The organism is Stappia sp., assembly GCF_048261845.1.
GTDB lineage: Bacteria > Pseudomonadota > Alphaproteobacteria > Rhizobiales > Stappiaceae > Stappia.
In genome coordinates this window covers 116,243-142,024 of sequence record NZ_JBLXFR010000002.1, presented here as the reverse complement: position 1 = coordinate 142,024, position 25,782 = coordinate 116,243, and the positions used below count along the sequence as shown (strand labels likewise).

The window sequence follows — 25,782 nt, the reverse complement described above, 5'->3', positions numbered from 1 at the left end:
CCGTCAATCCGTACCGCCCGCGCCGGTCTCGAAGTCGTCCTCGACCAGCTTCACCAGCGCATCGAGCGCGGCCTGCGCCGCCTCGCCGCTTGCGCGGAAATGCAGGACCGTGCCCTTCGGTGCACGCGTGGCCATCACCTTGACGATGCTCTTGGCATCCACCCAGGGGCCGTCGGGGTCAGGACTGACCTCGATCGCCGCGCTGAAGGTCTTGGCCAGCTTGGTCAACTTCACCGAGGGCCGCGCATGCAGCCCCACCTCGTGCTCCAGCAGCACATTGGCCGTCAGCACCACGTCATTCATGTCATTCGTCCTCATAGAGCCGAGAGTTCCTCGGCAGTACGCCGCACCTCGTCGAGCGAGGCACCTCCCGAGGCTTCCGTGGCGGCGATCACCGCGCCTTCCACGATCGGGGCGTTGCACACGACCACCTTGCCGGCCCGTTCCGCCGGAAGCATCTCGACAGCCATTTCAGAATTGGTCTCCGCTCCGCCGAGGTCGACAAGAAGCGCGACACCCGCTTCCGACCAGGCCGCGTCGATCGCCTTCAGGATCGCCTCGACGCTGGTGCCGAGCCCCCCGTCCGGATCTCCGCCACACCAGGCGAGCGGGACTTCGTCGCCGACCATCTGCCGGACCATGTCCGCAGTACCTTCCGCAACCAGCGGCGAGTGCGACACGATCGCGATGCCGACATTGCTCATTTCACATCTCCAAAACGGGCGGCAATCGCCTCGATGATGATCTGGCTCGAACGGGCGCCCGGGTCGATGTGACCGATCGACCGTTCGCCGAGAAAGGACGCCCGCCCCTTCGTTGCCAGCATGTCGCGGGTTCCCGCGCAAGCGGCGGCGGCCGCCGCAGCGATCTCCCCTGGCTCCTTGCCTTCCTTGAGGGCGGCAGCCGTCGGCACCAGGACGTCGAGCATCGTCTTCTGCCCGGCATGCGCCTTGCCCCGCGCCATCACCGCCTCGATGGCCGCCTCGACGGCTGCGCCAAGGCCGGCGCGCGTCGGCGGCATGTCCAGTGTCTTGCCGAGCGTCATGAACAGCGTTCCGTAGAGCGGGCCCGACGCTCCGCCAACCTTCATCACGAGTTGCATTCCGGCCGCCTTCAGCGCCTCGTCCCAGGGTTTGGCGGCAAGCGCCTCGAGGTCATCCAGCACGGCCTGCATTCCGCGCTTCATGTTGTGCCCGTGGTCGCCGTCACCGATCGCCGAATCGAGCTCGGTCAATTCGTCCGCATGCGCGATGATCGCCCGCGCCACGGCTTCGACGGTTGGCCCGACCTGCTTGTCGATATCACTCATCTATCTGATCCGTTTCCCGTCTTCGTCAAAGTAAAGCGCCGCGTCCGCTTCCACCCGGATCGCTTCGCCCGAGGCCAGGTCGCTTGCCGGATCGGCCAGCGTCGTCAGCCGGAAATCGCCGATACGGATATGCAGGTGGTTCTGGTCGCCGAGATGCTCGACCCAGTCGAGCCGCGCGTTGGCGCTTGTGGCATCCGCCTTCGCGATGCGCAAATGTTCCGTGCGCGCACCGATCGAGAACGCGTTCGCCGGCACGTCCGGCGCCGGCAGGATGCCCACCGGCAGGACATTGATCGACGGCTGACCGAGCCGGGCCGCCACATAGACATTGTCCGGATCCTCATAGATCTCCCGGGGCGTGCCGATCTGTACCAGCCGCCCCTCCGACAGGATGCCGATGCGATCCGCCATGGTCATCGCCTCGATCTGGTCGTGCGTGACATAGAGGATGGTGGCATCCAGTTCGCGCTGGATCCGCTTCAGTTCCAGGCGCAAGTCCGCACGCAATTTCGCATCGAGCGAGGACAGCGGCTCGTCCATCAGATAGATCGACGGCTGGCGCACCAGCGCCCGGCCGATGGCGACACGCTGCATCTCGCCGCCGGAGAGTTGCGTCGAGCGGTTCTGGAGTTTATGGCCGATGCGCAGCATCGCGGCAACCTCCTCGACCGTCCGGCGGATCTCGTCCTCGGGAACCCGGCGCGCCGGCGAGCGCAGCGGGAAGGCGAGGTTGTCGAAGACGCTCAGATGCGGATAGAGCGAGTATTGCTGGAAGACAAAAGCGACGTCCCGTCCCGCCGGCGGCGTCGCGGTCACGTCGGCGCCGTCTATCGTCACACGCCCGCCATCCGGAGCCTCGAGCCCGGCGATGAGCCGCAATGTCGTCGTCTTGCCCGCGCCCGTGGGACCAAGCAGCACCACGAATTCCCCGGAGGCGATGCTGAGCGAGAGGTCATCGACCGCCCGCGTCCGGCCAAACTGCTTGCTGATGCCCGACAGGGTCACTGTTGCCATGTCAGCCTCCCGTTCCGGTGCGCGGGGCGAGCGCTGCGTCATCGCGGGCGCTGGCCAGCGCCCGCCCGCTGGTCGCGTCGAAAAGCGACAGCCTGGCAGTATCGAGCGACAGGCCGACGGTTTCGCCGTCGCGCACCGTGACATCCGCCGCCAGACGCGCCTTGACCTGGGTGTCGCCAACGTTGAGCGTGACGATCTGCGTCGTGCCGAGATACTCGGTGCCGAACACCTCGCCCCGCAACGGGCCTGCATCGTCGAGACGGATGTGCTCCGGACGCATGCCAAGCACGAGCGTTTCCGCCACCACCTCCTCGCGCAGTTCCGGCACCTTGATGCGCGCCTCCTTCAGGCCCACCTCTTGCGCGCCGGGCGCAAGGCCTCCCGTGACCGTCAGGAAGTTCATCGGCGGCGAACCGATGAAATCGGCGACGAACATCGTCGCCGGCCGATCGTAGATCTCCTGGGGATGGCCGAACTGTTCGATGACGCCATGGTTCATCACCGCAATCTTGTCGGCCATGGCCATCGCTTCGAGCTGGTCGTGGGTGACATAGACCGTCGTCGCCCCGATCGAATTGTGCAACTCGCGCAGTTCCCGGACCATCAGGTCGCGAAACTCGCTGTCGAGCGTGCCAAGCGGCTCGTCCATCATGAAGGCCATCGGCCGGCGCACGATGGCGCGTCCCAGCGCCACCCGCTGCCGGTCGCCGCCCGCAAGGCCGGACACCGGCTTGTCGAGAATGTGATCGATCCGCAGCAGGCGCGCCGTTTCCTCGACCCGCTGCCGGATCTCGGCGCGCGGCATGCCCTGGCAAACCAGCGGAAACCCCATGTTCTTGCGCACGTTCATGTGAGGATAGAGCGCGAAGAGCTGGAAAACGAAGGCAATGTCGCGATGCGAGGCGCGGTTGAAGGTAACATCCTCGCCGCCGAGGAAAATGCGCCCGGAGGTCGGCAGTTCCAGTCCCGCGATCATTCTCAGCGTCGTCGTCTTGCCGCAGCCCGACGGACCCAGCATGACGAAGAACTCGCCATCCGCGACGGTGAAGTTGGAATCCTTCACCGCGGTGAACTCGCCGAAATTCTTTTTGAGGGCTTCGACCCTGATCTCCGCCATGGCGTCCTATTCCGGAAAGTGGCTGACGATGATGAACATCACGGTGCCGGTCAGGATCGTGATGAAGGAATAGGTGAAGAGCGCCATGGCGAACGGCTGCATCAGCATGACCACGCCAAGCCCGATCAGCACCGTTGCAAGCAGCTCCCACGGACCGCGCCGAAAGATGCGGCGGCCTCCCTGTTCCGTTGCCCCGGCAGCCAGCCTCGCGGCATGTCCCGGCGGATGGGTCCGCTGTGCGGCGATCCTGTCGCGCACGTCCTGGAGATCGCCGCCGGCGACCGCCGGTCCGGCCTTGTCCGTTGACCCGGTCATTTGCGAACCGCTCCGAAGGTGATGCCCCGCAACAGATGCTTGCGCAGCAGGATGGTGAAGACGAGAACCGGCAACAGGAACAGCGTCACGCCCGCGCCGATGGCCGGCCAGTCGAGACCGCCCTCGCCGATGATGGTTGGAATGAAGGGAGGCGCCGTCTGCGCCGTTCCCGACGTCAGCAGCAATGCGAAGGCATACTCGTTCCAGGCGAAGATCAGGCAGAAGATCGCCGTCGCCGCGATACCCGTCGCCATCTGCGGCAGCACCACCTTCACGAAGGCCTGCAGGCGCGTATAGCCGTCGATCAACGCCGCCTCCTCGTACTCCCTCGGGATCTCGTCGACGAACCCCTTCAGCAGCCAGACAGAAAGCGACACGTTGACCGCCGTATACAGAATGATCATGCCCAGATGCGTGTCGGAAAGCCCGACCGTGCGGTACATCAGGAAGATCGGGATCGCGACGGCGATCGGCGGCATCATCCTGGTCGACAGGATGAAGAACAGCAGATCGTCGGCCAATGGCACCTTGAATCTGGAAAAGGCGTAGGCGGCCAACGTTCCCAGGAAAACGGACAGGAAAGTCGATCCGAAACCGATGATCACGGAATTGAGGAAACGTTCCCCGAACTTCGAGGGGCCGGCGATGACCATGTGCCGCGAGCGAACCAGTTCCTCATACCAGGTCTGGGGCGGCGGCAGGCTTTCCATGTATTCCGGCGTCTGCCGCGAGCGCGTCGTGAAGAGATTCACATAGCCCTCGAGCGACGGCTCGAACACCACCTTCGGCGGGTAGGAGATGGAATCGGGTGGCGTCTTGAAGCCCGTCAGGAAGATCCAGGCGAGCGGCACCATGGTGACGAGCGCGTAGACGACGACCAGAAGGCCGGCGAAAAATCGTGTCCGGCGCCCCGGAGCGACGACGGAGTGGGCGGTTGTCGTGCTCATCTGCTCTTCACCGTGTTGAGCGCCTTGACGTAGATGTTGGCCGCGCCGAACACCGTCACGAACAGGATGATGGCGAAGGCCGACGAAAGGCCCGTGCGCCACTTCTCGAAGGCTTCACGCTTCAGGTTGATCGACGCGAGTTCCGTCACCGATCCAGGTCCGCCGGACGTCAACTCGACGACGAGGTCGAACATCTTGAAGTTCTCGATGGCGCGGAAAAGAACCGCCAGCATCAGGAACGGCATTACCATCGGCAGCGTGATCGACCAGAAGGTGCGGAAAGGCCCGGCCCGGTCGACTTCCGCCGCCTCATAGATGTAGTCGGGAATGGAGCGGAGCCCGGCGAGGCAGATCAGCATCGTGTAGGGCGTCCACATCCACGTATCGACGATGACGATCGCCCAGGGCGCCAGGTCGACGCTGCCGATCATCTGGAACGAGGAGGGGTCCGCACCGGTGAAGAAGCTCACCACGTAATTGAAGAGGCCGATCTGCGGCTGGTAGAGGAAGGTCCAGAAATTGCCGACAACAGCGGGCGACAGCATCATCGGCAGCAGGATGATCGTCGTCCAGACACCGTGTCCGCGGAAGTTCTTGTTGATCAGCCATGCGAGGCCGAAACCGATCAGCACCTGGAAGAACATCGTCCAGAACAGGAAGTGAGACGTCACCAGCATGTTGTGCCAGATGTCGCTGTCGGTCAGCACGCGCTCGTAGTTGCGCAGACCCACCCATTCGACATCCCGGTTGGGCCTGTTGGCGCGGAAATCCGTGAAGGACAGATAGACGGTCCAGATCAGCGGAAACACGTTGATCGCAAGCAGAAGCACGATGGTGGGCGCGATGAAGATCCAGGCGATTGCCCGGTCCGACAGGCCGCGCACCTTTCGCGCAATGCCGGACGGCGTCCGGCTGGCCACCTGTTCGGCGACGCTGCTGCTGAGCTCTTGCTGTGACATGACGAGGTTCCGATTGGGCGACGGCCGGGCGGCAGGCATGGCTCGGGCAGGGTCCGCTAGACGCGGACCAGCCGGATCTCGGTGAAGGTTCGCAAACCCGACCCGGGTACAGAAACCCGCACCGGTTCTCTCCGGCATCTCCCCCGCTGCCGGTTCGGCGGCGGGGGAGCAACAGTCGGGGTGTGTTTCAGAGTTTGCCTTCGTCCTCGAAGGTCTCCGTCCAGTCCTCGATCAGCTTGTCGAGGGCTTCCTGCGCAGTACCCTGGTCGGCAACCACGTAGTCATGCAGCCGCTTCTGCATGGCCAGCAGCAGTTCGGCATAGGCCGGCTCCTGCCAGAAATCCTGAACGCCCCCCATCGCCACGAGGAAGTCGGCCGCAAACGGCTGGCTGTCCTTGAAGCCGGGATCGTTGAGGACGGAGTTGTGGGCAGAATAGCCGCCGAGCGACCACCACTTGGCCTGCACCTCAGGCTGGGCGAACCACTTGATGTACTTGAGCGCCTGTTCCTTCTTGTCGGAATAGGAGATGACGGAGATACCCTGCCCGCCAAGCGTCGAGGCTTCGACATTCTGCCCGGGATTGACGAAGAAGCCGATCTTGTCGCCGCCAACCTGCTCGTCCTTGTAAAGGCCGGGGAAGAAGGCGAACCAGTTCATCGCCATCGCCACCTGGCCGGACTTGAAGCTGTCGAGGCTCTCCTGCATGTAGCTGTCGGTGTAACCCGGCGCCGTGCAGCACTTGTAGAGTTCCTTGTAGAACTCCAGCGCCTCCACCGCCTCGGGCGAGTTCACCGCACCTTCCATGTCATATTTGCCCGGCGTGTTCTCGTACTTGAACCCCCATGCATAAAGCGCGCCGGTCGCGCCCATGGTGATGCCTTCCGAACCGCGCTCGGTGAAGATGTTGATGCCGTAGCGGGTCTTGCCGTCGATTTCCCTGCCCTGGAAGAACCTGGCGATCTCCATCAGCTCCTTCTGGGTCTTGGGTGGCACCAGGTCGCGGCCGTATTCGGCCTTGAATGCTTCCTGGATCTCCGGCTTCGTGAACCAGTCCTTGCGATAGAACCAGGCATTGGCATCGCCCATTGCCGGCAATGCCCAGTAGTTCGACGTGCCTTTCGGCCAGGTCGAATAGGCATAGACGGTCGCCGGGGCGAAATCGTCCATGCTGATCTTCTCGGCCTCGAAGAAGTCGTTGAGCTTCACATAGTGCCCGTTCTCCGCGCCGCCGCCGATCCACTGGCTGTCGCCGATCAGCAGGTCGCAAAGCTTGCCGCCCGAATTGAGCTCGTTGAGCATGCGGTCGGCAAAATTCGGCCACGGCACGAACTCGAACTTCATGCCGATGCCGGTTTCAGCGGTGAAATCCTTCGACAGCTCGACAAGCGCGTTGGCCGGGTCCCAGGCAGCCCAGCACAGGGTGATGTCTTCCGCCTGCGCCGACGTGGCGGCAAAGCCGCTCATCATCGTTCCGCACAGGACTGCAGCCCATGTCTTCCGATATCTGTTCACGTGATCCTCCCACAGTCTCGCGGCTGTTCTGTCGGGCCCGCAACTTGCGGTCACCGGCCGCGCCCCCGCCTCCCGCGTGGACTCCACCCGTTTCGGATGTTTACCGCGATGTTTAGTTGGATAGGATATGCTAAACAAATCAAGCGATTTCGTTGCTGCAAAGCCACATATCTATGTTGCAATGCAACAACCTACGCGTGCCAAATGCCGGAAAATCATGAATTAATTTCCATGAACTCGAAATATGAGCAACATCATTACGCTTCTGTCCGAAAAAATGAAAACGCTGATTATAAACATTTTCCGCGCGTTTTCCTTCGCATACCAAAAAAAAGCGCCGAGAGCTTCCGGCTCTCGGCGCCTGTAGAAACGGGCCTTCTGGCAGCGCAACAGGTCTTCGAAAAAAAACGAGGCGGCGGTTCAATCCTGCCCGTTCAGCGAAGAGAATCCTTCCCCGGCGTCGGCCAACCGGACGAGCAAGGGGGCCGGCTCCCAGAAGAACGGGTCTTCCGCGTGAAGCTGCCGAAGGTCGGCAAGCACGGATGCAAGGCCCTGCCGGTCCGCATAGTGCATCGGGCCGCCGCGCCAGCGCGGGAAGCCGTAGCCGGCAATCGTCGTCACATCGACATCGAGCGGACGCAGGGCAATGCCCTCCTCGACGATTTTTGCAGCTTCGTTGATCATCGCAGCCATATAGCGTGTGACGATCTCTTCGGCGGAGAAGCTGCGCGGCGCAATGCCTTTGGCCTCGCGCTCGGCGGCGATGATGGCCTCAACCTCCGGATCCGGAACGCCGCGCCGCGCACCATCCTCATAGAGATAGAAACCGCGCCCCGTCTTCTGGCCAAACCAGCCACGTTCGCAAAGACGATCGGCGAACCCGACAACGCGTTCGCGGGGATCGCGCGTCGCCGCCCGGCGCTTGCGCCCTGCCCAGGCAATGTCGAGTCCGGCGAGATCGCCCACCGCGAATGGTCCCATGGGAAAGCCGAAACCGACCAGGGCCGCATCGATCTCATAGGGGCTGGCGCCATCCTCGACCATGTAGTCGGCGGCCTTCCGGTAGGTATTGAGCAGCCGGTTTCCGATGAAACCGTCGCACACGCCTGCCCTGACCGCGACCTTCTTCAGCCGCTTGGCCAGCGCGAAGCCGGTTGCAACGACATCCGCGCCCGTCTCGCTGGCGACAACCACCTCCAGAAGCCGCATCACATGGGCGGGAGAGAAAAAGTGAAACCCGATGACATCCTGGGGCCGCGAGGTCGCGGCCGCGATCTCGTCAACGTCGAGATAGGACGTGTTCGTCGCCAGGATCGCACCTGGACGGGCCACCGCATCAAGCTTCGTGAAGACCTCCTTCTTCACGGCCATGTCCTCGAAGACCGCCTCGATCACGAGATCGGTCGCGGAAAGGGCTGCATAATCGGTTGCCGTCGTGAAATCGCGACCAAGGATCTGCTCGCGGCGCGCATCCGAGAGCTTGCCGCGTCGCACGCCGTCGTCGAGCAGCTTTGCCACGATACCGCGCGCCCGGTCCGCGCTTGCCGCATCCCGTTCGACCAGGGTCACCGGCAGGCCCGCGTTGAGAGCCGCCACGGCGATGCCGGAGCCCATCGTGCCCCCGCCGATCACCCCGATCGAGGCAATGTCCCGCGGTTCCGCCCCACGGGCTTCGGGGACCTTCGCAACGGCACGTTCCGCAAAAAACGCATGGATCAGCCCGGCCCTCTGGTCCGAATTCATCAGTTCGGTGAAGAGTGCCCGCTCCCGCGCCAGCCCCTCGTCGAAAGGCAGGTCGAAGGCCGCCTCGACGGCATCGATCGCAACCATCGGCGACAGTTGCCCCCGCGCCGCCTTTTTCGTCTTCGCCCGCCACTCTGAAAAAAGCCCGGTGTCCTTCTCTCCCGGATCCAGCTCACCGCTGCGCCGTCCCGTGTTCCCGCCGGCGACAAGGTCGCGCGCAAACGCCTTGCCCGCCTCCAGCGGATCGCCTGCATCCACCACGGCGTCGACGATGCCGAGCTTCAGAGCCTCGACCGCACCGACATGGCGGCCGCTGGTGATCAGGTCGAGCGCGGCATCGGCTCCGGCCAGGCGCGGCAGCCGCTGCGTCCCGCCGGCGCCGGGCAATATGCCGAGGGTCACTTCCGGCAGCCCGATCTTGGCCGATGCGAGAGCCACACGTGCATGGCAGCCCAGCGCAACCTCGAGCCCCCCGCCAAGCGCCGTCCCGTGCAGGGCGGCAACCACCGGCTTGGCACAGGCCTCGACACTGTTGATCACGTCAGGCAGAAACGGCTCGGCCATCGGCTTGCCAAACTCGCGAATGTCAGCGCCGGCGATGAACGTGCGTCCGGCGCCGGCAATCACCGCGACCCTGGCCCCTGCATCGGCGGCAAACCGTTCGATCGCATCTGCAAGACCTGCGCGCACAGCCCGGGAAAGCGCGTTGACCGGCGGATTGTCGATGACGATCAGCGCGATGCCGTCCTCGAGAGAGTAGCGAACGGGTTCGATCACGAAGGCGTCTCCTTGCAAAAAGCTGTGCGGCGCGGCGTGCCAGGTGCCGCGCCGGGGCGGGCGCAGTTTAGGGGCCGGGCCAGGTGTTTCAATCCTAAAATATCGGCGGCACGGATGGTTCCGTGCACTGCCTTCACGTCAGGGCAAGGGTAATGTCGTCGAGCGGCAACCCGGCCACCCGCGTGCTCCATGTTTCCCCTGCCGCGACCGGAAAGGCACCGGTCAGTGTCCCGGTGGTGACCACATCGCCCGCTCTGATTTCACGCGCCAGTTCCGTATCGGGCAAGCCGTCGACCATCGCCTTCAACGCGCTCAAGGGACCGCCCAGCACGTTCTCGGAATTCCCGCCGTCGATCCGTTCTCCATCCCTGAACAGTTCGAGCGTGAAATCGCAGAGACGCGCCAGCCACGCCTCCCGGTTCTCCGCCGTGACCGGCACGAAGGTCCGGTGTCTCAGCAATCCGTGCAAGGCAAAGGCGGCCACGGTGTCAGCAGCCTGGAACCGCCATCCGGGGAAAGGTGATTGCACGAGTTCAAAGCCAAGCGCCACGCCGTCGATGGATGCGAGAAGCTCCGCCTCTCCGGCACCAGCCGGGAGCGGAGAAGCTATACGAAACACGATTTCCGGCTCGATCCGCGGCTCCATCAACCGCGAGATGTCGCAAGTGGAGACACCCGGCTCCATCACTTCGGCAGTCGTCGTGTCGTAAACCGGCCCCCAGATCGGGGCATGAACGTTGTACTGGTCCCAGATCGTGCGGTTGGTGAAGCCGATCTTCCAGCCGACCGGACGCTCGCCCCGCGCAATTCTCCGCTCGACGATGGCTGCGGACACCTGATACGCACGGGCAAGGTCGAACCCCGCATCCTCGTCGGTCAATGGCGGGCAGGAGCCCGCACGTCCGGCCAGGTCCAGCAACCTGCCGGCAAGCGCCACGTCGTCATCCCTCATGGGCTGTCATCCTTGTCCTCGCGCGCCCTGCCCGCGCCTGCTTCAATGTCAGCCCACGATGGCCGGGCGGCCCGGGGCTTGGCAAGTCGGCAATCCGCCCGCCCCCGAACCGTTCGCTTTCCGACCGGCAGGCTCCACGCTATCGTCTGCTGCAACCTTGACCAATTCCGGGAGATCATCTCCATGCTGAGATTTCTTATCGCAATCTGCGTCCTTCTGCCCCTGTCGCTGGGCGCCACCGCCGCCGAACTCGAAATCCGCGACATCGTCATCGGCACGGGGGAGGAAGCCGTCCCGGGTTCGACCGTGACGGTGCATTACACGGGCTGGCTCGCCAATGGCACCAAGTTCGATTCAAGCCTCGACCGCGGCGAGCCCTTCTCCTTTCCCCTGGGTGCAAGCCGTGTGATCCGGGGCTGGGACCAGGGCGTCGAGGGCATGCGGGTCGGCGGCAAGCGCGAACTCGTCATTCCTCCCGAACTCGGCTACGGCGCGCGCGGAGCGGGCGGCGTCATCCCGCCCAATGCGACACTGCGTTTCGAGGTCGAGTTGCTAGCCGTCTCGAAGGCCAACTTCGGCAGTCTCGACAATGACGCGCTGAAACGGAAACTCACCGACGGCGCGGTTCTGGTCGACATTCGCCGGCCTGAGGAATGGAAGGAGACGGGTGTCATCGAAGGCGCCCGCCTCCTCACGTTCTTCGACGAGGACGGCAAGGTGAACCCCGGTTTTCTCGCCGGTTTCACGGCCCTTGCGGACAAGGACGATCCCGTCGTGCTGATCTGCCGGACCGGCAGCCGTTCCTCCGTTGTCGCCCGCTATTTCGCGGAGCGTGCCGGATACAGCAGGATCGACAGCGTCGAGAAAGGCGTCCTGAACTGGATCGAGGAGGGCAATCCGGTCACGACTGCGTCCCTGCCGGAAAACTGCTGGCTGTGCTGACACCGCCGTCCGGTCCGCTCTCGTCCTTCTGCGCCATGTCTGCGGCGCGCAACAGCAAAACCGCGCGCCGGATGCGCTGCACCGACGTTGCATGCGCGAGCATGGCATAGACTGCCAGGCCGACAGCGATGGTTGTTCCGGCAGGCAGGCCGGCAAACGACAGCCCCCCCGCCACAAGCAGCATCGCGCAAAGAAAGATGATCCGTTCAAGCCGCTCGAAGAAGTCCGGCCACGCCTCGTTGCTGATCGGGATCTCGATCGCGGTGCGTGCCTTCGCGTAACTTGTCATCACACCGCCGGAAAAGGCGATCAGGGCAAGCGCCCAGAGATCGTTGACCGCCGCGATTGCCGCGAGCACCACGAGTTCCTGATAACGATCCACCATCGCATCGAAATAGCCGCCGGACTTGGTGCACATGTCGCGCCGCCGTGCCACTGCACCGTCCAGCGCGTCGAAAGCGAAGGCAAAGGCGAGCATCAGGCCGAACAGCGCGGGGTTCTCATGCCACAGGTAAAGCGCCGAACTCAGCGTCACGAGCGCAAGCCCTGTCGCCGTCACCTGATTGGGGCTCATGCCCGCTTTGACGAGCGGGGTCGCCATGCGCTCCCAGAGCGGGTCGATATGGCGCTTGAACAGTCCGTCGATCATGATCGTGTCCTTGAGGCCCTAAGGCCGGTTCAGCGGTAGAGCGCGATGAGGCGCGAGCGGTGCCGTTCGAGCATGGCGGAGCGGGCGTCGCTCAGCGCCATGCCTTCGTCCTGCGGGTCGTAGGTCTCGGTCGGCCCCGCCGAAAGCACCGGCGCCGCAGCTTCCACGCTGTCGAACCAGCCAAGGTTCGTGCCGGCAATCGCCGCCGCTCCGCGCACGCCCGCAAGCCGGGGCGCGCGGACCTCGACGGGTCGCTTGAGAGCATCGGCGAGACCTTGCGCGAAAAGCGGGTTGACCGCGGCCCCGCCAACCAGCGGCAATGGCGTGTCTTGGAGCACTCCACGCTGTTTCGCCACCTTGGAGAGAGCCCAGCGCATGTTGAGCGCAACGCCTTCAAGAACCGAGCGCAGCAGCGCGCTCCGGTCGTGTTGCATCCCCAGCCCGTAGAACACACCGCGCAAGCGATCGTCATCGACGGGCACCCGCTCGCCCGCCAGCCAGGGCACGAACAGCGGATCGTCGGCCTGCACCGGACCGATGCCTTCATAGGCACGGGCAAGCGCGCTATCCGTGTCGCCTTCCGCCTCGCCGGTCAGGCGCGCGGCCCACGCAAAGGCGGTGCCTGCGCTTTCCTGCGTCGCGATCAGCAAGGGCCGGTAATTGACGCTGGAGCAAATCGTCGCGAAGGAATGGAAGATATCGATCCGCCGGGAAGGAAAGAACCCGCTCAGCCAGGCACTGGTGCCGGCATAGGCATGCAGTTCGCCATCGGCCATCGCCCCGGAGCCGATGGCTGTCGCCGCCACATCGCCGGCGCCGGCGATCACGGGCAATCCCGGCTCGAGCCCGAGTTCGACAGCCGCGTCCGCCAGAAGCCCCCCGACTGTCTCGGTCCCGTCGACGATCTCCGGCAGCTTGTCGAGCGGGATGCCCAGCCGCCCGGCAAGATAGGGCGACCACCCCTCTCGTCCCTGCCGCGTATCCATCATCCAGGTCAGGTTGGCACTGTCGGCCGTCGTCACGAAACGTCCTGTCGCCCTGGCGAGCAACCAGTCCTTGACGTCAAGAAGCTTGTGCGCCCCGGCAAACACATCCGGCTCGAACTGCTTCAACCACAGCATCTTGGCCGGCGGGTCCATGCCGTTGTGCGACGGCGCACCATTGGCGATCCGGGTCCAGGCCAGGAGCTTGTCGAGCCGGTAGCCGGCAAGCGAGGGAAATCCGCCATTCATCTGTCGCGACATCGTACCGGCCCTCTTGTCGAGCCAGACGATTGCCGGACGCAAGGGGGCTCCCGAGGCGTCGGTCGCGACAACGCCGCACATCTGCGCGCAGAACACCAGCGCGGCGGTACGTTCGGCGAGATCAGGTATCAGCCCGCGCAGGTCCGCGATGCCTTCGGCCAGCGCCTTCCACCAGTCTGCCGGCGCCTGCTCCGCCTGGCCGGACACGGGCAGAGACAACGGATAGGCGCGCATCGCGACCGCCTTGAGCGACAGCGACCTGTCGAGCGCGGCAAGCTTGACACCGGATGTCCCGAAATCGGCGGCTATCAGAAGGTCACGCGCCGACCGGCCCGCAGCCCTGCTGCCGGCATTCCGCACATCCGTGTCCCGGGAACCGTCTTTGCCCACTCGCATTGCCCTCGCCTGATGGCATCTCCGGACGCGTTTGCTCCTTTGCCGGCATCGGGTTTATAGATTTCGGCGCCCCTTGAGAACCGGGGAAACAGGCGGTGACCGCATCGGCACCCCGGGCGGAGACGTCTGCACATGACTTCGGAGACTGGTGGAGTACCGATACCAACCGGCTGCGCCGCCGCCCTTCAGCCAAACTCCGTCGATGTCGTGTACACATGGGTCGATGACAGCTTCCCCGGTTATGCGGAAACGCTGCGCGCCCATGCCACCGACAGCCGCGACACCAACCCCAACCGCACACGCGACAATCTCGACCTTCTGCGCTATTCGCTGCGCTCGCTCGAGGCTTGCATGCCCTTCGTGCGCAAGATCCACATCGTAAGCTGCCGGCCGCAGGTTCCGGCCTGGCTCGACGCCGGTCATCCCGACATCCGCATCATCCACCACGACCAGATCATGGCACCGGAACTCCTGCCGACGTTCAATTCCTTTGCCATCGTCAGCCATCTGACGAGGATTCCGGACCTGTCTCCCCGGTTTCTCTATTTCGAGGACGACATGCTGGCATTCCGGCCGCTGAAGCTGGAAGACTTCAGCGCGGCGGACGGGCGTGCGAAGGTCTTTCTGGAGAAGCGAGCAGCGCCCGTGATGTCGCAGCTCGATCCGGCCAGTTCGAGCCCCTGGAACCTGGCACTCGCCAGGGCCAATCACGTGCTGAAGGCAGCGTTCGGCGCAAAGGCCTTTTCCTACCTTGCCCACGGACCGCAGCTCATCGACCGGGACCTCTTCGCGCGGATGTGCGAGCGCTTCGCCGACGACATCGCCACCACGCGCCGGAGCCGTTTCCGAGCCCATGGCAATGTCCCTCCGGAATATCTCTACCCGCATTTCGCACTGGAAACAGCGATGGCCATACGGGCGGACAGCTCCGACGTCCGGCGCATGACCGGCTACGCGTCACTGGAGAACTGGTACGCCTGGACCTGGCTGCAACTGCGCCGGCTGGAGTGGCGCAAGCCCGCCACCATCACGTTGAACGACAGTTTCGGAAACACCCCCAATCCGCGCGTCGTCGCCCATGTCCGCAAGACCCTTGAGCGCTGGTTCCCGGTCCCCTCACGTTTCGAAAAGACTGTTCACGCCGACGGCACGAGCGCCTCGCGGTAGATCTCCGCAAGTCGCGGGCCCACTTCCGGCAGATCGAGTTCCCCGGCGCGCGACACCGACCACCGGCGCAGCGCATCTCGCTCGTCGGGCCTTTCCGCCAGTTCGGCAATCCGCCGGATCAACGCTCCTGCATCCCCGGGCGGGACCAGCAGACCGACGCCTTCCCCCTGTCCAAGGACGCTTGCGTAACCGGCATTCGCCGCGGCGACAGGCAGCGCGCCGGCGGCCATTGCCTCGACGAGCACGAGACCGAAACTCTCGCCATAGGGCGCGGGAGCAACGACGATATCCCAAGCCGCCACAAGTGCTCGCGCCGTCGCATCGTCGGGTGTTTCGACCAGCCGGATGCGGTCTCCGTGAACGCCTGCCATTGCCTCCCGGACCGACGGCAGAAGCGGTCCGGCTCCCGCGATCGTCAGACGGGCATCAGGAACCTGCACGGAGATCCCCGGCCAGGCTTCGAGAAGAACATCCAGACCCTTGCGAGCCTCGAAGCGGCCGAGAAACCCCACTTCCAGGCCCCCGGCCGGGTTTTCTGCGCGCCGGAAGCCAGCCTCTCGCCAGGGGGCAAGGTTCACGGCCGGGGGCAGGACATGCGCCGAGATGCCTCGCTCTTGCGGGCGCAGATGTGCCAACGGCGCTTCTGACGGCACCACAACGGCCCGCGAGCGCTTCATGAAATAACCGGCGATGCTGTGCAGCACACGTCCGGACACGCCGCTGTCACTGGCCTCCGGCAGCGTTGCGTGGAACGTCGTCACGGTCGGAAGATGCAGCCGTTGCCAGAGCTGCCAGGCCATCAGCGGGGTCCACGGCGTATGCAGATGGACGACCTCCGCGCCCCAGTCATGGAGATCCGCCGCCAGTCTCCGCAACTCGTGCCGCCCGGCAAGGCTGACTTCGAACCGGGTCCCGAACATGGATACCATCCGCGCCCGGCCACAACAGGTCACACCTCCTCCGGCAACACCGGCAGGCGGATATGGCGCGACGACGCGCACGGCATGCCCCTCGTTCCGCAACCAGCACGACAGGTCGCGGACATGCGACTGCACCCCGCCTGGCCGGGTCATGTCATACGGACAGATCTGGACGATCTTCATCGCGGCCCGTTATCCCGCCCCGTGGCAAGGACCCCCGTCAGACCTTCGGCAATATCGGCAAGCCCGTAGACCAGCAGGAACAGCGTCAGGGCCGCGAGATGGCCGGTTGCCAGCGCCAGCGCGAGCAGCAACGGTATCAGCCCGCTCAGTCCGGCGAGAGCGGCAAGGGTCAGGCTCGCGAGTGAAATCCGCCCGGCTGCCGTCCCGATGGACGTCCCGGATCCGCTCGCCCCGGCATCCACCCTGACCCGTTCTCCTGCATCGCGCACCACCCGCGCGAAAAGCCGGTTCCAGGCGGCGGCAAGTCCGATCGCGCTCCAGAAGGCTCCTCCGTCCCCGGCACGGTCGGCAAGGATCCCGATGCTCGCGTACAGCATGCCCCATTGGAGCATGTCGACGAGAAAGTCGAAGGTTGCGCCCCGGATACTGGTTCCGCCGATCGCCCGCGCCAGCCCGCCATCCACGCAGTCGAGCACCTGGAACGCCAGGGCGAGGCAGACGACAACCATGCCGGCCAACGGCACCGACGGCAGGAACGCCGCGGGCAGCATGGCGAGAGCCAGGGCCAGCGCCGCGACGGTCACGGCAACGGGCGCGACCCCAAGACGCGCCAGGGGCACGATCAGAAACATGCTCGGCAGCCGGTAGAAAATCGCCACCGCCCAGTCCCCGCGCAATTCCGCCCGCAGCTTGTCACGCCGATATTCGGACCAGAGGCCCTTCACGGTAATCGACGCCTGCATCCCGTTTCGCCCGTTCACGCGTGCTTTCAGCAGTGCCAGCCGACTATTGCTCCGACCGGGCACCTCCCCTACTACTGGAACGCCTTACCACAATCCGACGGTTTCATGCTCGACATCAAAGCGATTTTCCTGGCCGCCGGTCGCGGTGTGCGGATGGGTGAACGCGGGCGCATGACGCCCAAGGGCCTCATCTCTATCGGCGAACAGACCTTCCTCGAGGAGGCGGTGGCAACCCTGGTTGCCCACGGCATTGGCAATGCTCGTGCCGTCACGGGCCACCTTGCCGCGCACTATGGCGAGTTGGCCGCGACCCGTTGTCCCGATCTCGACCTGCGGCACAATCCCGACTTCGAGATGAAAGGGTCGCTTCAAAGCCTGTTGGTCGGCCTTGAGGGAGAGGACGGCCCCTGTCTGCTGCTTGAATCGGATCTGATTTTCGAGCCGCGCGCCGTCGCCGCCACCATTGCACGACCCGATCGCTCGGCCTTGCTTGTGTCAGGTGCGACCGGAGCGGGAGACGAGGTTCACGTCTGGGCAGACGAAGCGGATGGCGATCTCTGCCTCCGCGACATGTCGAAACGTGTCGATCGTTGGCCCGACACCCCTCATGGCGAGCTTGTCGGCCTCACCTATCTCACCGGCGACGCCGTCCGTCACCTGAAACGCATCGGCCCCGATCTCGTACGAAATAACGCGATGGAAGACTACGAGAACGGTCTCGTGGAGCTTGCCCGCTCGCATCCCGTGACCTGTCCGAAAGTGGAGGATCTCGCCTGGGCCGAAGTTGACGACGAGGCAATGCTCGCCCGTGCAGCCGAAAAGGTCTATCCGCGCATTCTCGCCGCCCGGTCGCGCTGACCGTGCGTTGCTCCCGACGGCCCGGGAGCGGTCACCCCTTCAGTGGGGACGTGACAGCATCGACTGGGCGACCAGCGTCCCGAGCAGCGCGAGAAGGATTGAAAGCCAGCTGCTGGTAAAACCCGTCAGCACGCCGATCTCTCCCATCGCCCAGGACACTTTCGTCGCCACCAGTGCCAGATAACCGCAAAGGGCGAGCACGACGATCCGAAAAGGCGAAACGATCCGCCCCGCCCCCGCGACCGGCGCGAGGCTCGCTCCGAGCAAGGCATAGGCTCCCGGCAGGAAGAATGCCGCCCAGCGTCGCCACAACGCCGCATCGACATCCGCCCCCTTGAGCGGGTTGTCGTCGCCGGCCAACCGCTCAAGCGGTCCCTGGGGCAGGTAGAACGCCGGTATGTCATGGTAGGTCAACGTTTCCGGCAGGAGGTCCAGTCGCAGTTCCAGGACCGGATACTGGCTGATCAGGTAGAGCGACGTCTGGGCAAAGGCGGGCGGTTGTCCCTGCGTGCCGTTCTCCTCTCCCGGCAGGCGCGCCCACAGGGCGACCCCATGGAAGCGCCAGAACCCCGGGCGACCAGACGGTTCGCCGCGTCGGGCAACGATCACGTCCCTCAGATCGCCCGCCACCACGCCCCTGTAGAACTCCACATCGGCGAGTTCCGGTTCCCCGGATCTCAGGACCCGCGCCTTCAGCGCGCCGCCGTTGACGACGAACCAGCTTGGCTCGCCGACATCGCCGGCAGCAAACCGCCGCCCGTAGCCGCCAAGCTCCAGCTCGGCCTGCGCAAAGACGGCAGCGGGCCGCCACCATCGCTCCAGCGCGAACTGAAATCCGCCCGTCACCAGTCCGAACAGGCACACGACGGCAAGCGTCTGGCGCGGAGACCAGCCGGCCGCCCCCATCACTGTCGTCTCTCGGTTGAAGAGGCGGACCAGTTCGGCCGCAAAAACCCCGATGAAACAAGCGACAGGAAACAGCCGGGTCGCGATGTCGACAGCCCGCATGCCCAGATAGGTCGCCAGCAACAGGCCGGGGCTGCGATCGAGTTCCCTGGCCCGCTCCAGCACCTGGTCAAGCGTCTGCGCCAGATCGATGGCCCAGGCGACGATCAGGAACATGATCATCACCAGGATGGCCGCGCCCAGATGCTGCCTGAACCCGCGCCTTGCAAGAAGACCCAGGATTGGTGTGCCCGGACGCGTTCCGACCCCTTGCAAAGGGACGGGTTGACCGTTCTGCAGGGAGTATCGCGCGTCCGGCGTGACCGTCATCGCGTCACGCCCGCTCGCGGACAGGCCGCAGAAGCGTCGCCGCCCTGGCCCTGACGGCCATGGTCGCGGCCAGGGACGCGGCCACGCCAACCGCAAGCGCCACCAACAACGCCATTTGCGGATCGATGACCGACAAACCGCCAAGAAGGTTGCGCAAGAGAATATCGAAGACAAGCAGCGCCGCACAGGCCAGTGGCATCGCCAGCATCCCGGCAATGCCACGTCCGGCAAAGGCGCAAGCGATCAGCGCCAGCAGCGGCGCCACCAGCGCGGCAATGGCACGCGCCAGCCGCTCTCCCGCGATCCGCCGTGCGTCACGCCCCGTTTCACCCGCCGCCCCGTCCGAACCGAGGGCCTCGAACAGTGTCCACTCACCAGCCACGTCCTCGCGCAGGGCGTGGTTCAGGATATTGTCAAGACTGACAGGGAGAGACACATTCTCCACCTTCACCTGCGGCAAGGAGGGGACATGCATCATATCTGACGGCTCCAGCGCCAGCAGGTTGGGGCCGCGTCCCCGGCGCAGCATTCCGGCATTCTCCCGATTTTCCACTCGAACAAAATCATAGGCGATGACACGCCCGAGCCCGAGATTGTAGTCCCCTTTCTCATCGGGGCCGACCAGCTTCCAGTCCCCGGCCTGTGTCACCCGCCAGCGCCCCGCCTCGCCTGGCTGGTGAACGAAAAGGCTCTCATGCGGCGGATCAACGCTCGCATCGGAGAGTGCCGCGAAGGTCTTGCCTCGGATCGTCTCGATCAGTGTTCCCTCGCTCGGACCGGTAATGCGGTCGAACAGGAGTTCGCTCTTCAGCTTGAAGATGACGGTGCGCGTCGCATTGCGTGCCAGCGGATCGATCACGCCGGAAACGGCAAGGTTGGCGACGAAGGCGAGTGCTCCCATCGACATGGCGATACGGATCGGCAGAACCCACGAGACCCCGGCGGCCGACAGTGCCACCATCTCGCGCTCTTCCCGGGCGGCCGAAAAGGCAAAAAAACAGCCGATGACACAGGCAAGCGCCAGTGCGAAGTCGAAAATCTCGGGTGCGGTGAGAACCAGCACGGAGATTGCGGAGACAAGGTCGCCGCCATTGCCCAGCACCTCCTCGAGAATGCCCGTGAGCTTTTCCGCCAGGAACACGACCTCGATGGTCGCGACGACGACCGCGACCCTACCCAGGGTGCGCAGGAAAAGAGACCTGGCGGCAAGCGAGATCACCGGTCTCACCGAGGGGTCGCCCCATCTGATGCACACGGTTCGATATCCACCATGCGTTCCCTCCCCGCTTTGTCCTTCCGCCTCATCGCTCCCCGTCATGTTTCATGCTATTGCGGCACCGGCATCGGATCCGGGCCTGCGGACAGACCGCGATTCCATCACGACATCATAGGGCCGCCGCCATGTTCCGTCTTGTCGATAGAGTGAAACAAGGCCTCGCATATGCGCTGGCCCTGTCCCTTGGTGCCGGCCTGTCCCCTGTCTGGCCGGGAACCGCGGGCGCCGCGGTGGGCCTCCTGTGTGCCCTCCTGCTCGGTGCCTTGCCGCCGGTCGGCCAGGTCGCCGGACTGGTTGTGATGTTGGCGGTCGGCATTTGGGCCTCCGCGGTTGTCGCCAGGACCCGCCAAGAGGACGATCCGCAAAGCGTCGTCATCGATGAAAGCTTCGGTGCCGCCGCCACCGTTCTGGCGCTTCCCGCAGAGCCGTTGTGGTGGGCCCTCGGCTTCCTTGCCTTCCGCTTCTTCGACATCGCCAAGCCGTTCCCGGTCGACTGGGTCCAGGACCACGTGAAAGGCGGTACGGGCATCATGCTCGACGACGCCGCTGCCGCCCTCTATGCCATTGCCATTCTCTGGCCCGCGTCCCGGTTTTTCGCCGGATAAGGATGTAGCAACCCCGATCTCACCAGAGGCCGACGAGCAGGACAAGGGCGGGCGCCGCGATCAGCCAGGCGTCCGTGATATCAAGCAGACCACCCTGCTGCGGCAACACCTGCGGGTAATCCTTGACACCCGAAGCCCTCTTCAAACGCGATCCGGCAAGGTCTCCGGCAACCGCCGTCACCGCGATCAGGGCGGCGGCGGACAGCGACGCTCCAATGCTCCAGCCGACAGCGAGCGGACCGGCAAGCGCGGCCGTCAGCCCCAGCATGACGGCGCCCGCGACAAGCCCCTCGACGGTCTTTCGGGGACTTAGTCTGGGAAAGGCAGGTCGGCGACCGAACAGCTTGCCGCCCAGCAGCGCATAGCTGTCATAGGTCTCGACAAGCAGGAACGACACGAGCACCACTCCAGCATTGCCAGGCGCGCTGGCCACCATGACGAACAGGAACACCGGAACCCCGGGGAAGATGGCAACCTCGACAGCAAGCCGCATGCGTCCTGCCGCCGTTTCCCCCGGCCAGCGTCGACCCGCGATATGCATGGCCTCATAGCCGATCCGTACGGCAAACAGGCCAAGCAGGATGTCCAGCCAGGGAGGTCCGAGCGCGAAAGGCAGCAAGGCACCGGCGACGATGACGCATTCCGTAGCAAAGACCGGCCAGAGCGGCCGGGCACGCGATGCTGTCGCCGGCACGAGACTGCCAAGGCCGAGCAGCACCGCGCCAATCCCCAGACAGGCGAGGACGGCGACGGCGGCAAGGTCGAAGGAGAGTGTCCCGGTCGGCATGGCGCCTATCCGCGACGGGCACGCGCAATCCGCGTCTGCCAGATCCGCAGGGCCGGCGCCAGAACGCTGTGGGCGTGGGCAAGCAATGTCATCTGTGCACCCGGCGCAACTATGAAGCGGCCCTTCTCCGCACCCTTGACGATGCGCTCCGCCACCGCCTCGGCCGACCACAAACCGCCACCGGCAGTAATTTCCCGGGTCGCCTGCGGCTTGGTCTCGTTCTCGGCAACAAGCTGCGGGGTGTTCGTGTCCGGCGGATAAGCGAGAGTTACGCCGATACCATGCGGGGCAAGCTCCACACGCAGCACCTCGGCAAGACCGCGCATGGCGAATTTCGAAGGAGCATAGGCTGAATATCCATAGATACCGAAAAAGGCCGCTCCCGAGGAAACGAAGATCATGTTCCCGCCGCCTGCCGCTGCCATTCGCGGCGCCAACGCGTGCGCAACATTGAGCGCACCCATGTAGTTGGTGCGCATCTGGGCGGCATGATCGTCAAGCGGTTGGTCGAGGAAGTGTCCCGGACGGGCAATGCCGGCATTCATCACGGCCCAGCGCGGCACGCCCAGCATGTCGACCAGATCGCACAGTGCGGCGGCCGCGGCCACAGGATCACCGACATCGGCGGAACGACACTCGACCCTTGCGTGCGGAACAGCGGCAATGATGGCGTCCCGGGCTTCGGCAAGGCGTTCCGTGCCGCGAGCCACCAGTGCCAGGTCGTATCCACGCCGGGCCAGCAGCAATGCCAGCGCCCTGCCGATACCGCTACTGCCGCCGGTGATCAGCGCCACGGGACGCGGGGCGCCGGCGTCAGGAGCAGCCACCGAGCTCACCTTGCACCATTTCCTGCAAAGGCGAGAAGACGGTCATGGCCTTCCGCATCCTCAATCTGGACCGGAGGGTGCTTGAAGAGAAATGCGCTCGCGTCCTCGACCGGACCGGCAATCCCCTTGTCGCGGGCGATTGCCGCGCAGCGAATGGCGATCAGCGCCATTGCCGCGGCATTCGGGGAATCCTCGACCTCGAGCCGCATCTCGACATGGGTCCTCACCCCGCCGAACAGCCTGCCCTCAAGCCGCACATAGGCAACCTTGCGGTCCTCCAGCCAGGGCACGTAGTCGGACGGGCCGATGCGGATCTCGTTGTCGGTGAGACGCGCGTTCATCGCCGTCTGTACCGCCTCGGTCTTCGACTCCCGCTTCATCGCCAGACGGTCGCCATCCATCATGTTGAGGAAGTCCGTATTGCCACCCACATTGAGCTGGTAGGTGCGGTCGACCTTCACCCCGCGCATGTCGGCGAGCCGTGCCAGTGCGCGATGGGTTATGGTCGCGCCGAACTGCGCCTTGAAGTCGTCACCGAGGATGGGCAGGCCTGCGCTGGTGAAGCGCGCGGCCCAGGCCGGATCGGAGGCAATGAAGACCGGGATGCCGTTGACGAAGGCGCAACCTGCCTCCAGCGCGCATTCGGCATAGAACTGCGTCGCCTCGACCGAACCGACCGGCAGGAAGTTGATCATCACCTCCGCATCGGCCGCGCGCAGCGCCGCGACGATGCCGGCCTTGTCCAGCGCCGGTGTGCTGGAGACGACAAAGCTGCGGTCCGGCGCCTGGTTGCGCATGAAGGCGGAGACACCGTCAAGATCGGGACCGCGCAGCACAGGTGCCGTCATTCCGGCGAGATCACGATGGAACACCTCGGTGCAGTTGGGAAGCGCCACCGCCGCCTCCCCGACAGTCCGGCCGACCTTGCGGGCATCGACGTCAAGCGCCAGGACGATCTCGACATCCTGCGGTCGGTAGTCTGCAAGAACGGGAAAGGGAACGCCGATGGCGTCGTCGCCGAGCGCCCGGCAATAGGCAACGCCCTGGACAAGCGAACTGGCGCAATTGCCGGCGCCCACAACGGCGGTGCGGATCGTTCTGGCGGAAAAAGCAGTCATGATCGTGTAGTTACCCCCCGAACCCGTCCCGGCGGCATGGTCCGCGCGCCGTCCAGGCATCCCTTGCACACCCGCAAATCCTGTTCCGGGCGGAAATCTCCTGCCCGCCGACCCGGTCGCCGACCGGGCAACGGTTACTCTATCTGGATGCGTTCGACCAGCGCCCGGCCGGTCTGCACATCATGCCCGGTCACCACCACCTCCCGCACACTCGGCACAAGACCGCTTTCGTCCACGTCGACGTAGGCATAGCGCATTCGCATCCGGCGCCCGTCAACGGGAAGCAGAAGCTCCGCCCGACCGGGCTCGACAAGGCGCAGGATCGCCCGGCGCTCCGGATAGGAAACCACATACAGGGTGAAAACATCCGGGTCATCGGTCGCGCGGGCGCGCACTCCGAACGCGAAACTGTCCTCGATCATCTTCAGCGGGAGCCGCTCGCCGGTCGTGTTGAAGCGCCGCCAGTAGGCCATGACCGGCTGGCGCGGATCGAGCTTGCCGTTGTAGAGAAACCGTGCGGCATAAACAACCGTGTTCGAATTGGTGGACCGCTGCAGGTAGAACACCATGCCCGGATCGTCGGGCACCGGGAAGTCCGGGCGGATGACCGGCAGGCTGTCGACCTCTTCGAGGGTGGAGCCGCTGGCGCGCTGTTGCGCGTTTCCGTGGGTAATCACGGTTCCTTCCTGGGCCCGTCCGGGAGTGCCGTGCGCCGCGATGGCAATGCCCGCCGCCAGCGCCCAGGGGACAGACAAACGGAGCACCTGCCATGGCAAGGCGGCAAGCGCGGTGCGTCGGGGTACCCGTCGGTGCGGTTTCATCGCAAGGCTCACTCTGCCCGATCCTGCCCCGCGTCCGCCCTCAGGCGCCCATCACCGCCGTTTGCATCTCGATGCCGACGCCCGCGTTTCCTGCAATCACTCCCGCGACGATCCCGATGGCCTTGTCCATCTGCTCGTGCGTGTGATCCGCCGAAATGAAAAAGCGGATGCGCGGCTGGTCCTTGGGCACTCCGATCTGGACGATCGGCGGCGCGTAGACGCCCTGCTCCAACAGCACCTGCGATGCGATCATCGTCTGCATCGGGGAGGAGAAGAGAATGGGAACCACGCCGCAACCGATGGCCGCACCCGTGTCGAGACCCGCCGCGCGGGCACGGTCCCTGAAATACAGAGAATTGTCGTGAAGGCGCGTGACCCGCTGCGGCTCGGCCTGCAACTGGTCGAGGGCGCCATGAGCGCTTCCAAGGGCCGCGGGCGAGAGGCCCACGCTATAGACGAAACCGGGCAGCGTGAAGCGCAGCCAGTCGATCACACCCTGTTCCGCGCAGATGAAGCCGCCGGACGAAACGAAGGACTTGGACAACGTGCCAACGGTCAGCTCGATCCGCTTCGGATCGATGTCGAAATGCTCGCAAAGCCCTCGGCCGGTGGCTCCGAGAACGCCGTAGGAATGGGCTTCATCGACAAGAAGCCACGCGTCGTGTGCTTCCTTCAGCGCGACCAGCCTCGGCAGGTCGGGGATGTCCCCGTCCATCGAGTACAGTCCCTCGACGACAATCAGGACATTTCGGTACTGGCCGCGCAAGTCATCGAGCTTATGCTCGAGATCGTCGAAATCGTTGTGGGCAAAGACCCTGTGATCGTAGCGACCATTCTTGGCGCCGACGAAAATCGAATTGTGGGCCAGTTCGTCGATCAGGACCAGATCGCGCGGCCCCATCAGGTAGTTGATCAGGGAAACATTGACGAGATAGCCGCTGACCAGCGACATCGCATCCCCCACGCCGAGAAAATCGGCCAGCTTGCGCTCGAACACTCGATGACCGGCCCGCTCGCCGCCAACGAGGCGCGACGCGCCAACACCGGTTCCCTGCCGATGCAGTTCCTCGCTCGCCGCCGCAACCACTTCAGGGTGCTTGCTGAGTCCGAGATAATCATAGTGGGCGAAGCTGATGAACGGGATGCCGTTCCGCTCGCAAAGCTCACGCTGCTGGTCGACGGGAAGAAAATAGGGGTTGTGCTGCTCGATGATTGCCTTGCCGGCGAGGCGAAAGCGCCGCTCGGCGACTACGGCAAAACTCGGCCGGTCAGGCTTCATTCTTGTTTACCCCCCAAAAACCCGAACAACTGTCGAAAACAATTCG

The 25,782-nt window shown here is 64.7% G+C and carries 26 protein-coding genes and 1 pseudogene; 5 read left to right on the top strand and 22 right to left on the bottom strand.

Translation table 11 applies throughout. The features are described from left to right. Positions 1-3 precede the first annotated feature (3 nt). The 11 genes from ACN0T5_RS02000 to ACN0T5_RS01950 form a co-directional block, all read right to left on the bottom strand. Positions 4-303, bottom strand: a complete 300-nt coding sequence (locus tag ACN0T5_RS02000) for an HPr family phosphocarrier protein (protein ID WP_417766937.1) — start codon at positions 301-303, stop codon at positions 4-6. 11 nt (positions 304-314) lie between these two features. Then, on the bottom strand, positions 315-704 hold the full coding sequence (gene dhaM, locus ACN0T5_RS01995) for a dihydroxyacetone kinase phosphoryl donor subunit DhaM (RefSeq protein ID WP_417766936.1): 390 nt from the start codon (positions 702-704) through the stop codon (positions 315-317). After that, the gene (gene dhaL, locus ACN0T5_RS01990; protein ID WP_417766935.1) at positions 701-1,309 is read right to left on the bottom strand and encodes a dihydroxyacetone kinase subunit DhaL; all 609 of its coding nucleotides are present in this window, start codon (positions 1,307-1,309) and stop codon (positions 701-703) included. Before dhaL ends, dhaM begins: the two co-directional genes overlap by 4 nt. Beyond that, entirely contained in the window at positions 1,310-2,323 is a 1,014-nt protein-coding gene (locus ACN0T5_RS01985) for an ABC transporter ATP-binding protein (protein WP_417766934.1), read from the bottom strand. 1 nt (position 2,324) lies between these two features. After that, positions 2,325-3,440 carry an ABC transporter ATP-binding protein gene (locus ACN0T5_RS01980; RefSeq protein WP_417766933.1) on the bottom strand — a complete coding sequence of 372 codons (1,116 nt, stop codon included), beginning with the start codon at positions 3,438-3,440 and terminating at the stop codon, positions 2,325-2,327. 6 nt (positions 3,441-3,446) lie between these two features. Further along, complete coding sequence (locus ACN0T5_RS01975) at positions 3,447-3,644, bottom strand: hypothetical protein (RefSeq protein ID WP_417766999.1); 198 nt, start codon at positions 3,642-3,644, stop codon at positions 3,447-3,449. Positions 3,645-3,751: 107 nt separating this feature from the next. Further along, positions 3,752-4,702: a carbohydrate ABC transporter permease gene (locus tag ACN0T5_RS01970; RefSeq protein ID WP_417766932.1), complete on the bottom strand. Its 951-nt coding sequence runs from the start codon at positions 4,700-4,702 to the stop codon at positions 3,752-3,754. Then, positions 4,699-5,661 carry a carbohydrate ABC transporter permease gene (locus ACN0T5_RS01965; RefSeq protein WP_417766931.1) on the bottom strand — a complete coding sequence of 321 codons (963 nt, stop codon included), beginning with the start codon at positions 5,659-5,661 and terminating at the stop codon, positions 4,699-4,701. Before ACN0T5_RS01965 ends, ACN0T5_RS01970 begins: the two co-directional genes overlap by 4 nt. 187 nt (positions 5,662-5,848) lie before the next feature. Beyond that, positions 5,849-7,129, bottom strand: a complete 1,281-nt coding sequence (locus tag ACN0T5_RS01960) for an ABC transporter substrate-binding protein (RefSeq protein ID WP_417766998.1) — start codon at positions 7,127-7,129, stop codon at positions 5,849-5,851. A gap of 465 nt (positions 7,130-7,594) precedes the next feature. Continuing rightward, positions 7,595-9,694 carry a 3-hydroxyacyl-CoA dehydrogenase NAD-binding domain-containing protein gene (locus tag ACN0T5_RS01955; protein ID WP_417766930.1) on the bottom strand — a complete coding sequence of 700 codons (2,100 nt, stop codon included), beginning with the start codon at positions 9,692-9,694 and terminating at the stop codon, positions 7,595-7,597. Positions 9,695-9,827: 133 nt separating this feature from the next. Continuing rightward, positions 9,828-10,646: a 2-keto-4-pentenoate hydratase gene (locus ACN0T5_RS01950; protein ID WP_417766929.1), complete on the bottom strand. Its 819-nt coding sequence runs from the start codon at positions 10,644-10,646 to the stop codon at positions 9,828-9,830. A 183-nt stretch (positions 10,647-10,829) separates the two neighbouring features. Here ACN0T5_RS01950 and ACN0T5_RS01945 point away from each other — a divergent pair. After that, positions 10,830-11,207 (top strand): annotated as a pseudogene (locus tag ACN0T5_RS01945) (FKBP-type peptidyl-prolyl cis-trans isomerase); the annotation flags it as partial. Further along, positions 11,196-11,588: a rhodanese-like domain-containing protein gene (locus tag ACN0T5_RS01940; protein WP_417766997.1), complete on the top strand. Its 393-nt coding sequence runs from the start codon at positions 11,196-11,198 to the stop codon at positions 11,586-11,588. The pseudogene ACN0T5_RS01945 and the gene ACN0T5_RS01940, both read left to right, overlap by 12 nt. On the opposite strand, the gene ACN0T5_RS01935 is transcribed toward ACN0T5_RS01940, so the two are convergent. Both ACN0T5_RS01935 and ACN0T5_RS01930 read right to left on the bottom strand, forming a co-directional pair. Beyond that, on the bottom strand, positions 11,548-12,237 hold the full coding sequence (locus ACN0T5_RS01935) for a CDP-alcohol phosphatidyltransferase family protein (protein ID WP_417766928.1): 690 nt from the start codon (positions 12,235-12,237) through the stop codon (positions 11,548-11,550). The two genes, ACN0T5_RS01940 and ACN0T5_RS01935, sit on opposite strands and share 41 nt — an antisense overlap. A gap of 29 nt (positions 12,238-12,266) precedes the next feature. Beyond that, positions 12,267-13,877: a xylulokinase gene (locus tag ACN0T5_RS01930; RefSeq protein WP_417766927.1), complete on the bottom strand. Its 1,611-nt coding sequence runs from the start codon at positions 13,875-13,877 to the stop codon at positions 12,267-12,269. Between the two features lie 132 nt (positions 13,878-14,009). On the opposite strand from ACN0T5_RS01930, the gene ACN0T5_RS01925 reads away from it, so the two are divergent. After that, a complete protein-coding gene (locus tag ACN0T5_RS01925) occupies positions 14,010-15,044 on the top strand; it encodes a stealth conserved region 3 domain-containing protein (RefSeq protein WP_417766926.1) in 1,035 nt (344 codons plus the stop codon). Here ACN0T5_RS01925 and ACN0T5_RS01920 read toward each other — a convergent pair. Beyond that, positions 15,014-16,117 carry a glycosyltransferase family 4 protein gene (locus tag ACN0T5_RS01920; protein ID WP_417766996.1) on the bottom strand — a complete coding sequence of 368 codons (1,104 nt, stop codon included), beginning with the start codon at positions 16,115-16,117 and terminating at the stop codon, positions 15,014-15,016. The genes ACN0T5_RS01925 and ACN0T5_RS01920 overlap by 31 nt on opposite strands. A gap of 26 nt (positions 16,118-16,143) precedes the next feature. Beyond that, entirely contained in the window at positions 16,144-16,890 is a 747-nt protein-coding gene (locus ACN0T5_RS01915; RefSeq protein WP_417766925.1) for a hypothetical protein, read from the bottom strand. Between the two features lie 105 nt (positions 16,891-16,995). On the opposite strand from ACN0T5_RS01915, the gene ACN0T5_RS01910 reads away from it, so the two are divergent. After that, positions 16,996-17,748 carry an NTP transferase domain-containing protein gene (locus ACN0T5_RS01910; RefSeq protein WP_417766924.1) on the top strand — a complete coding sequence of 251 codons (753 nt, stop codon included), beginning with the start codon at positions 16,996-16,998 and terminating at the stop codon, positions 17,746-17,748. Positions 17,749-17,787: 39 nt separating this feature from the next. Here ACN0T5_RS01910 and ACN0T5_RS01905 read toward each other — a convergent pair whose 3' ends face one another. Both ACN0T5_RS01905 and ACN0T5_RS01900 read right to left on the bottom strand, forming a co-directional pair. Further along, entirely contained in the window at positions 17,788-19,023 is a 1,236-nt protein-coding gene (locus ACN0T5_RS01905; RefSeq protein WP_417766923.1) for an LptF/LptG family permease, read from the bottom strand. Between the two features lie 4 nt (positions 19,024-19,027). After that, a complete protein-coding gene (locus tag ACN0T5_RS01900) occupies positions 19,028-20,278 on the bottom strand; it encodes an LptF/LptG family permease (RefSeq protein WP_417766922.1) in 1,251 nt (416 codons plus the stop codon). A gap of 146 nt (positions 20,279-20,424) precedes the next feature. Here ACN0T5_RS01900 and ACN0T5_RS01895 point away from each other — a divergent pair, with 146 nt between their 5' ends. Then, positions 20,425-20,904: a phosphatidylglycerophosphatase A gene (locus tag ACN0T5_RS01895; RefSeq protein ID WP_417766921.1), complete on the top strand. Its 480-nt coding sequence runs from the start codon at positions 20,425-20,427 to the stop codon at positions 20,902-20,904. A gap of 19 nt (positions 20,905-20,923) precedes the next feature. On the opposite strand, the gene ACN0T5_RS01890 is transcribed toward ACN0T5_RS01895, so the two are convergent. The 5 genes from ACN0T5_RS01890 to ACN0T5_RS01870 all read right to left on the bottom strand — a co-directional run bounded on the left by ACN0T5_RS01890 (position 20,924) and on the right by ACN0T5_RS01870 (position 25,736). Continuing rightward, positions 20,924-21,691: a phosphatidate cytidylyltransferase gene (locus ACN0T5_RS01890; RefSeq protein WP_417766920.1), complete on the bottom strand. Its 768-nt coding sequence runs from the start codon at positions 21,689-21,691 to the stop codon at positions 20,924-20,926. A gap of 5 nt (positions 21,692-21,696) precedes the next feature. After that, entirely contained in the window at positions 21,697-22,518 is an 822-nt protein-coding gene (locus ACN0T5_RS01885) for an SDR family oxidoreductase (protein WP_417766919.1), read from the bottom strand. Positions 22,519-22,523: 5 nt separating this feature from the next. After that, positions 22,524-23,636: an inositol-3-phosphate synthase gene (locus ACN0T5_RS01880; protein WP_417766918.1), complete on the bottom strand. Its 1,113-nt coding sequence runs from the start codon at positions 23,634-23,636 to the stop codon at positions 22,524-22,526. A gap of 134 nt (positions 23,637-23,770) precedes the next feature. Continuing rightward, complete coding sequence (locus tag ACN0T5_RS01875; protein WP_417766917.1) at positions 23,771-24,391, bottom strand: DUF4833 domain-containing protein; 621 nt, start codon at positions 24,389-24,391, stop codon at positions 23,771-23,773. Between the two features lie 106 nt (positions 24,392-24,497). Beyond that, entirely contained in the window at positions 24,498-25,736 is a 1,239-nt protein-coding gene (locus ACN0T5_RS01870; protein ID WP_417766916.1) for an aminotransferase class I/II-fold pyridoxal phosphate-dependent enzyme, read from the bottom strand. Positions 25,737-25,782 lie beyond the last annotated feature (46 nt).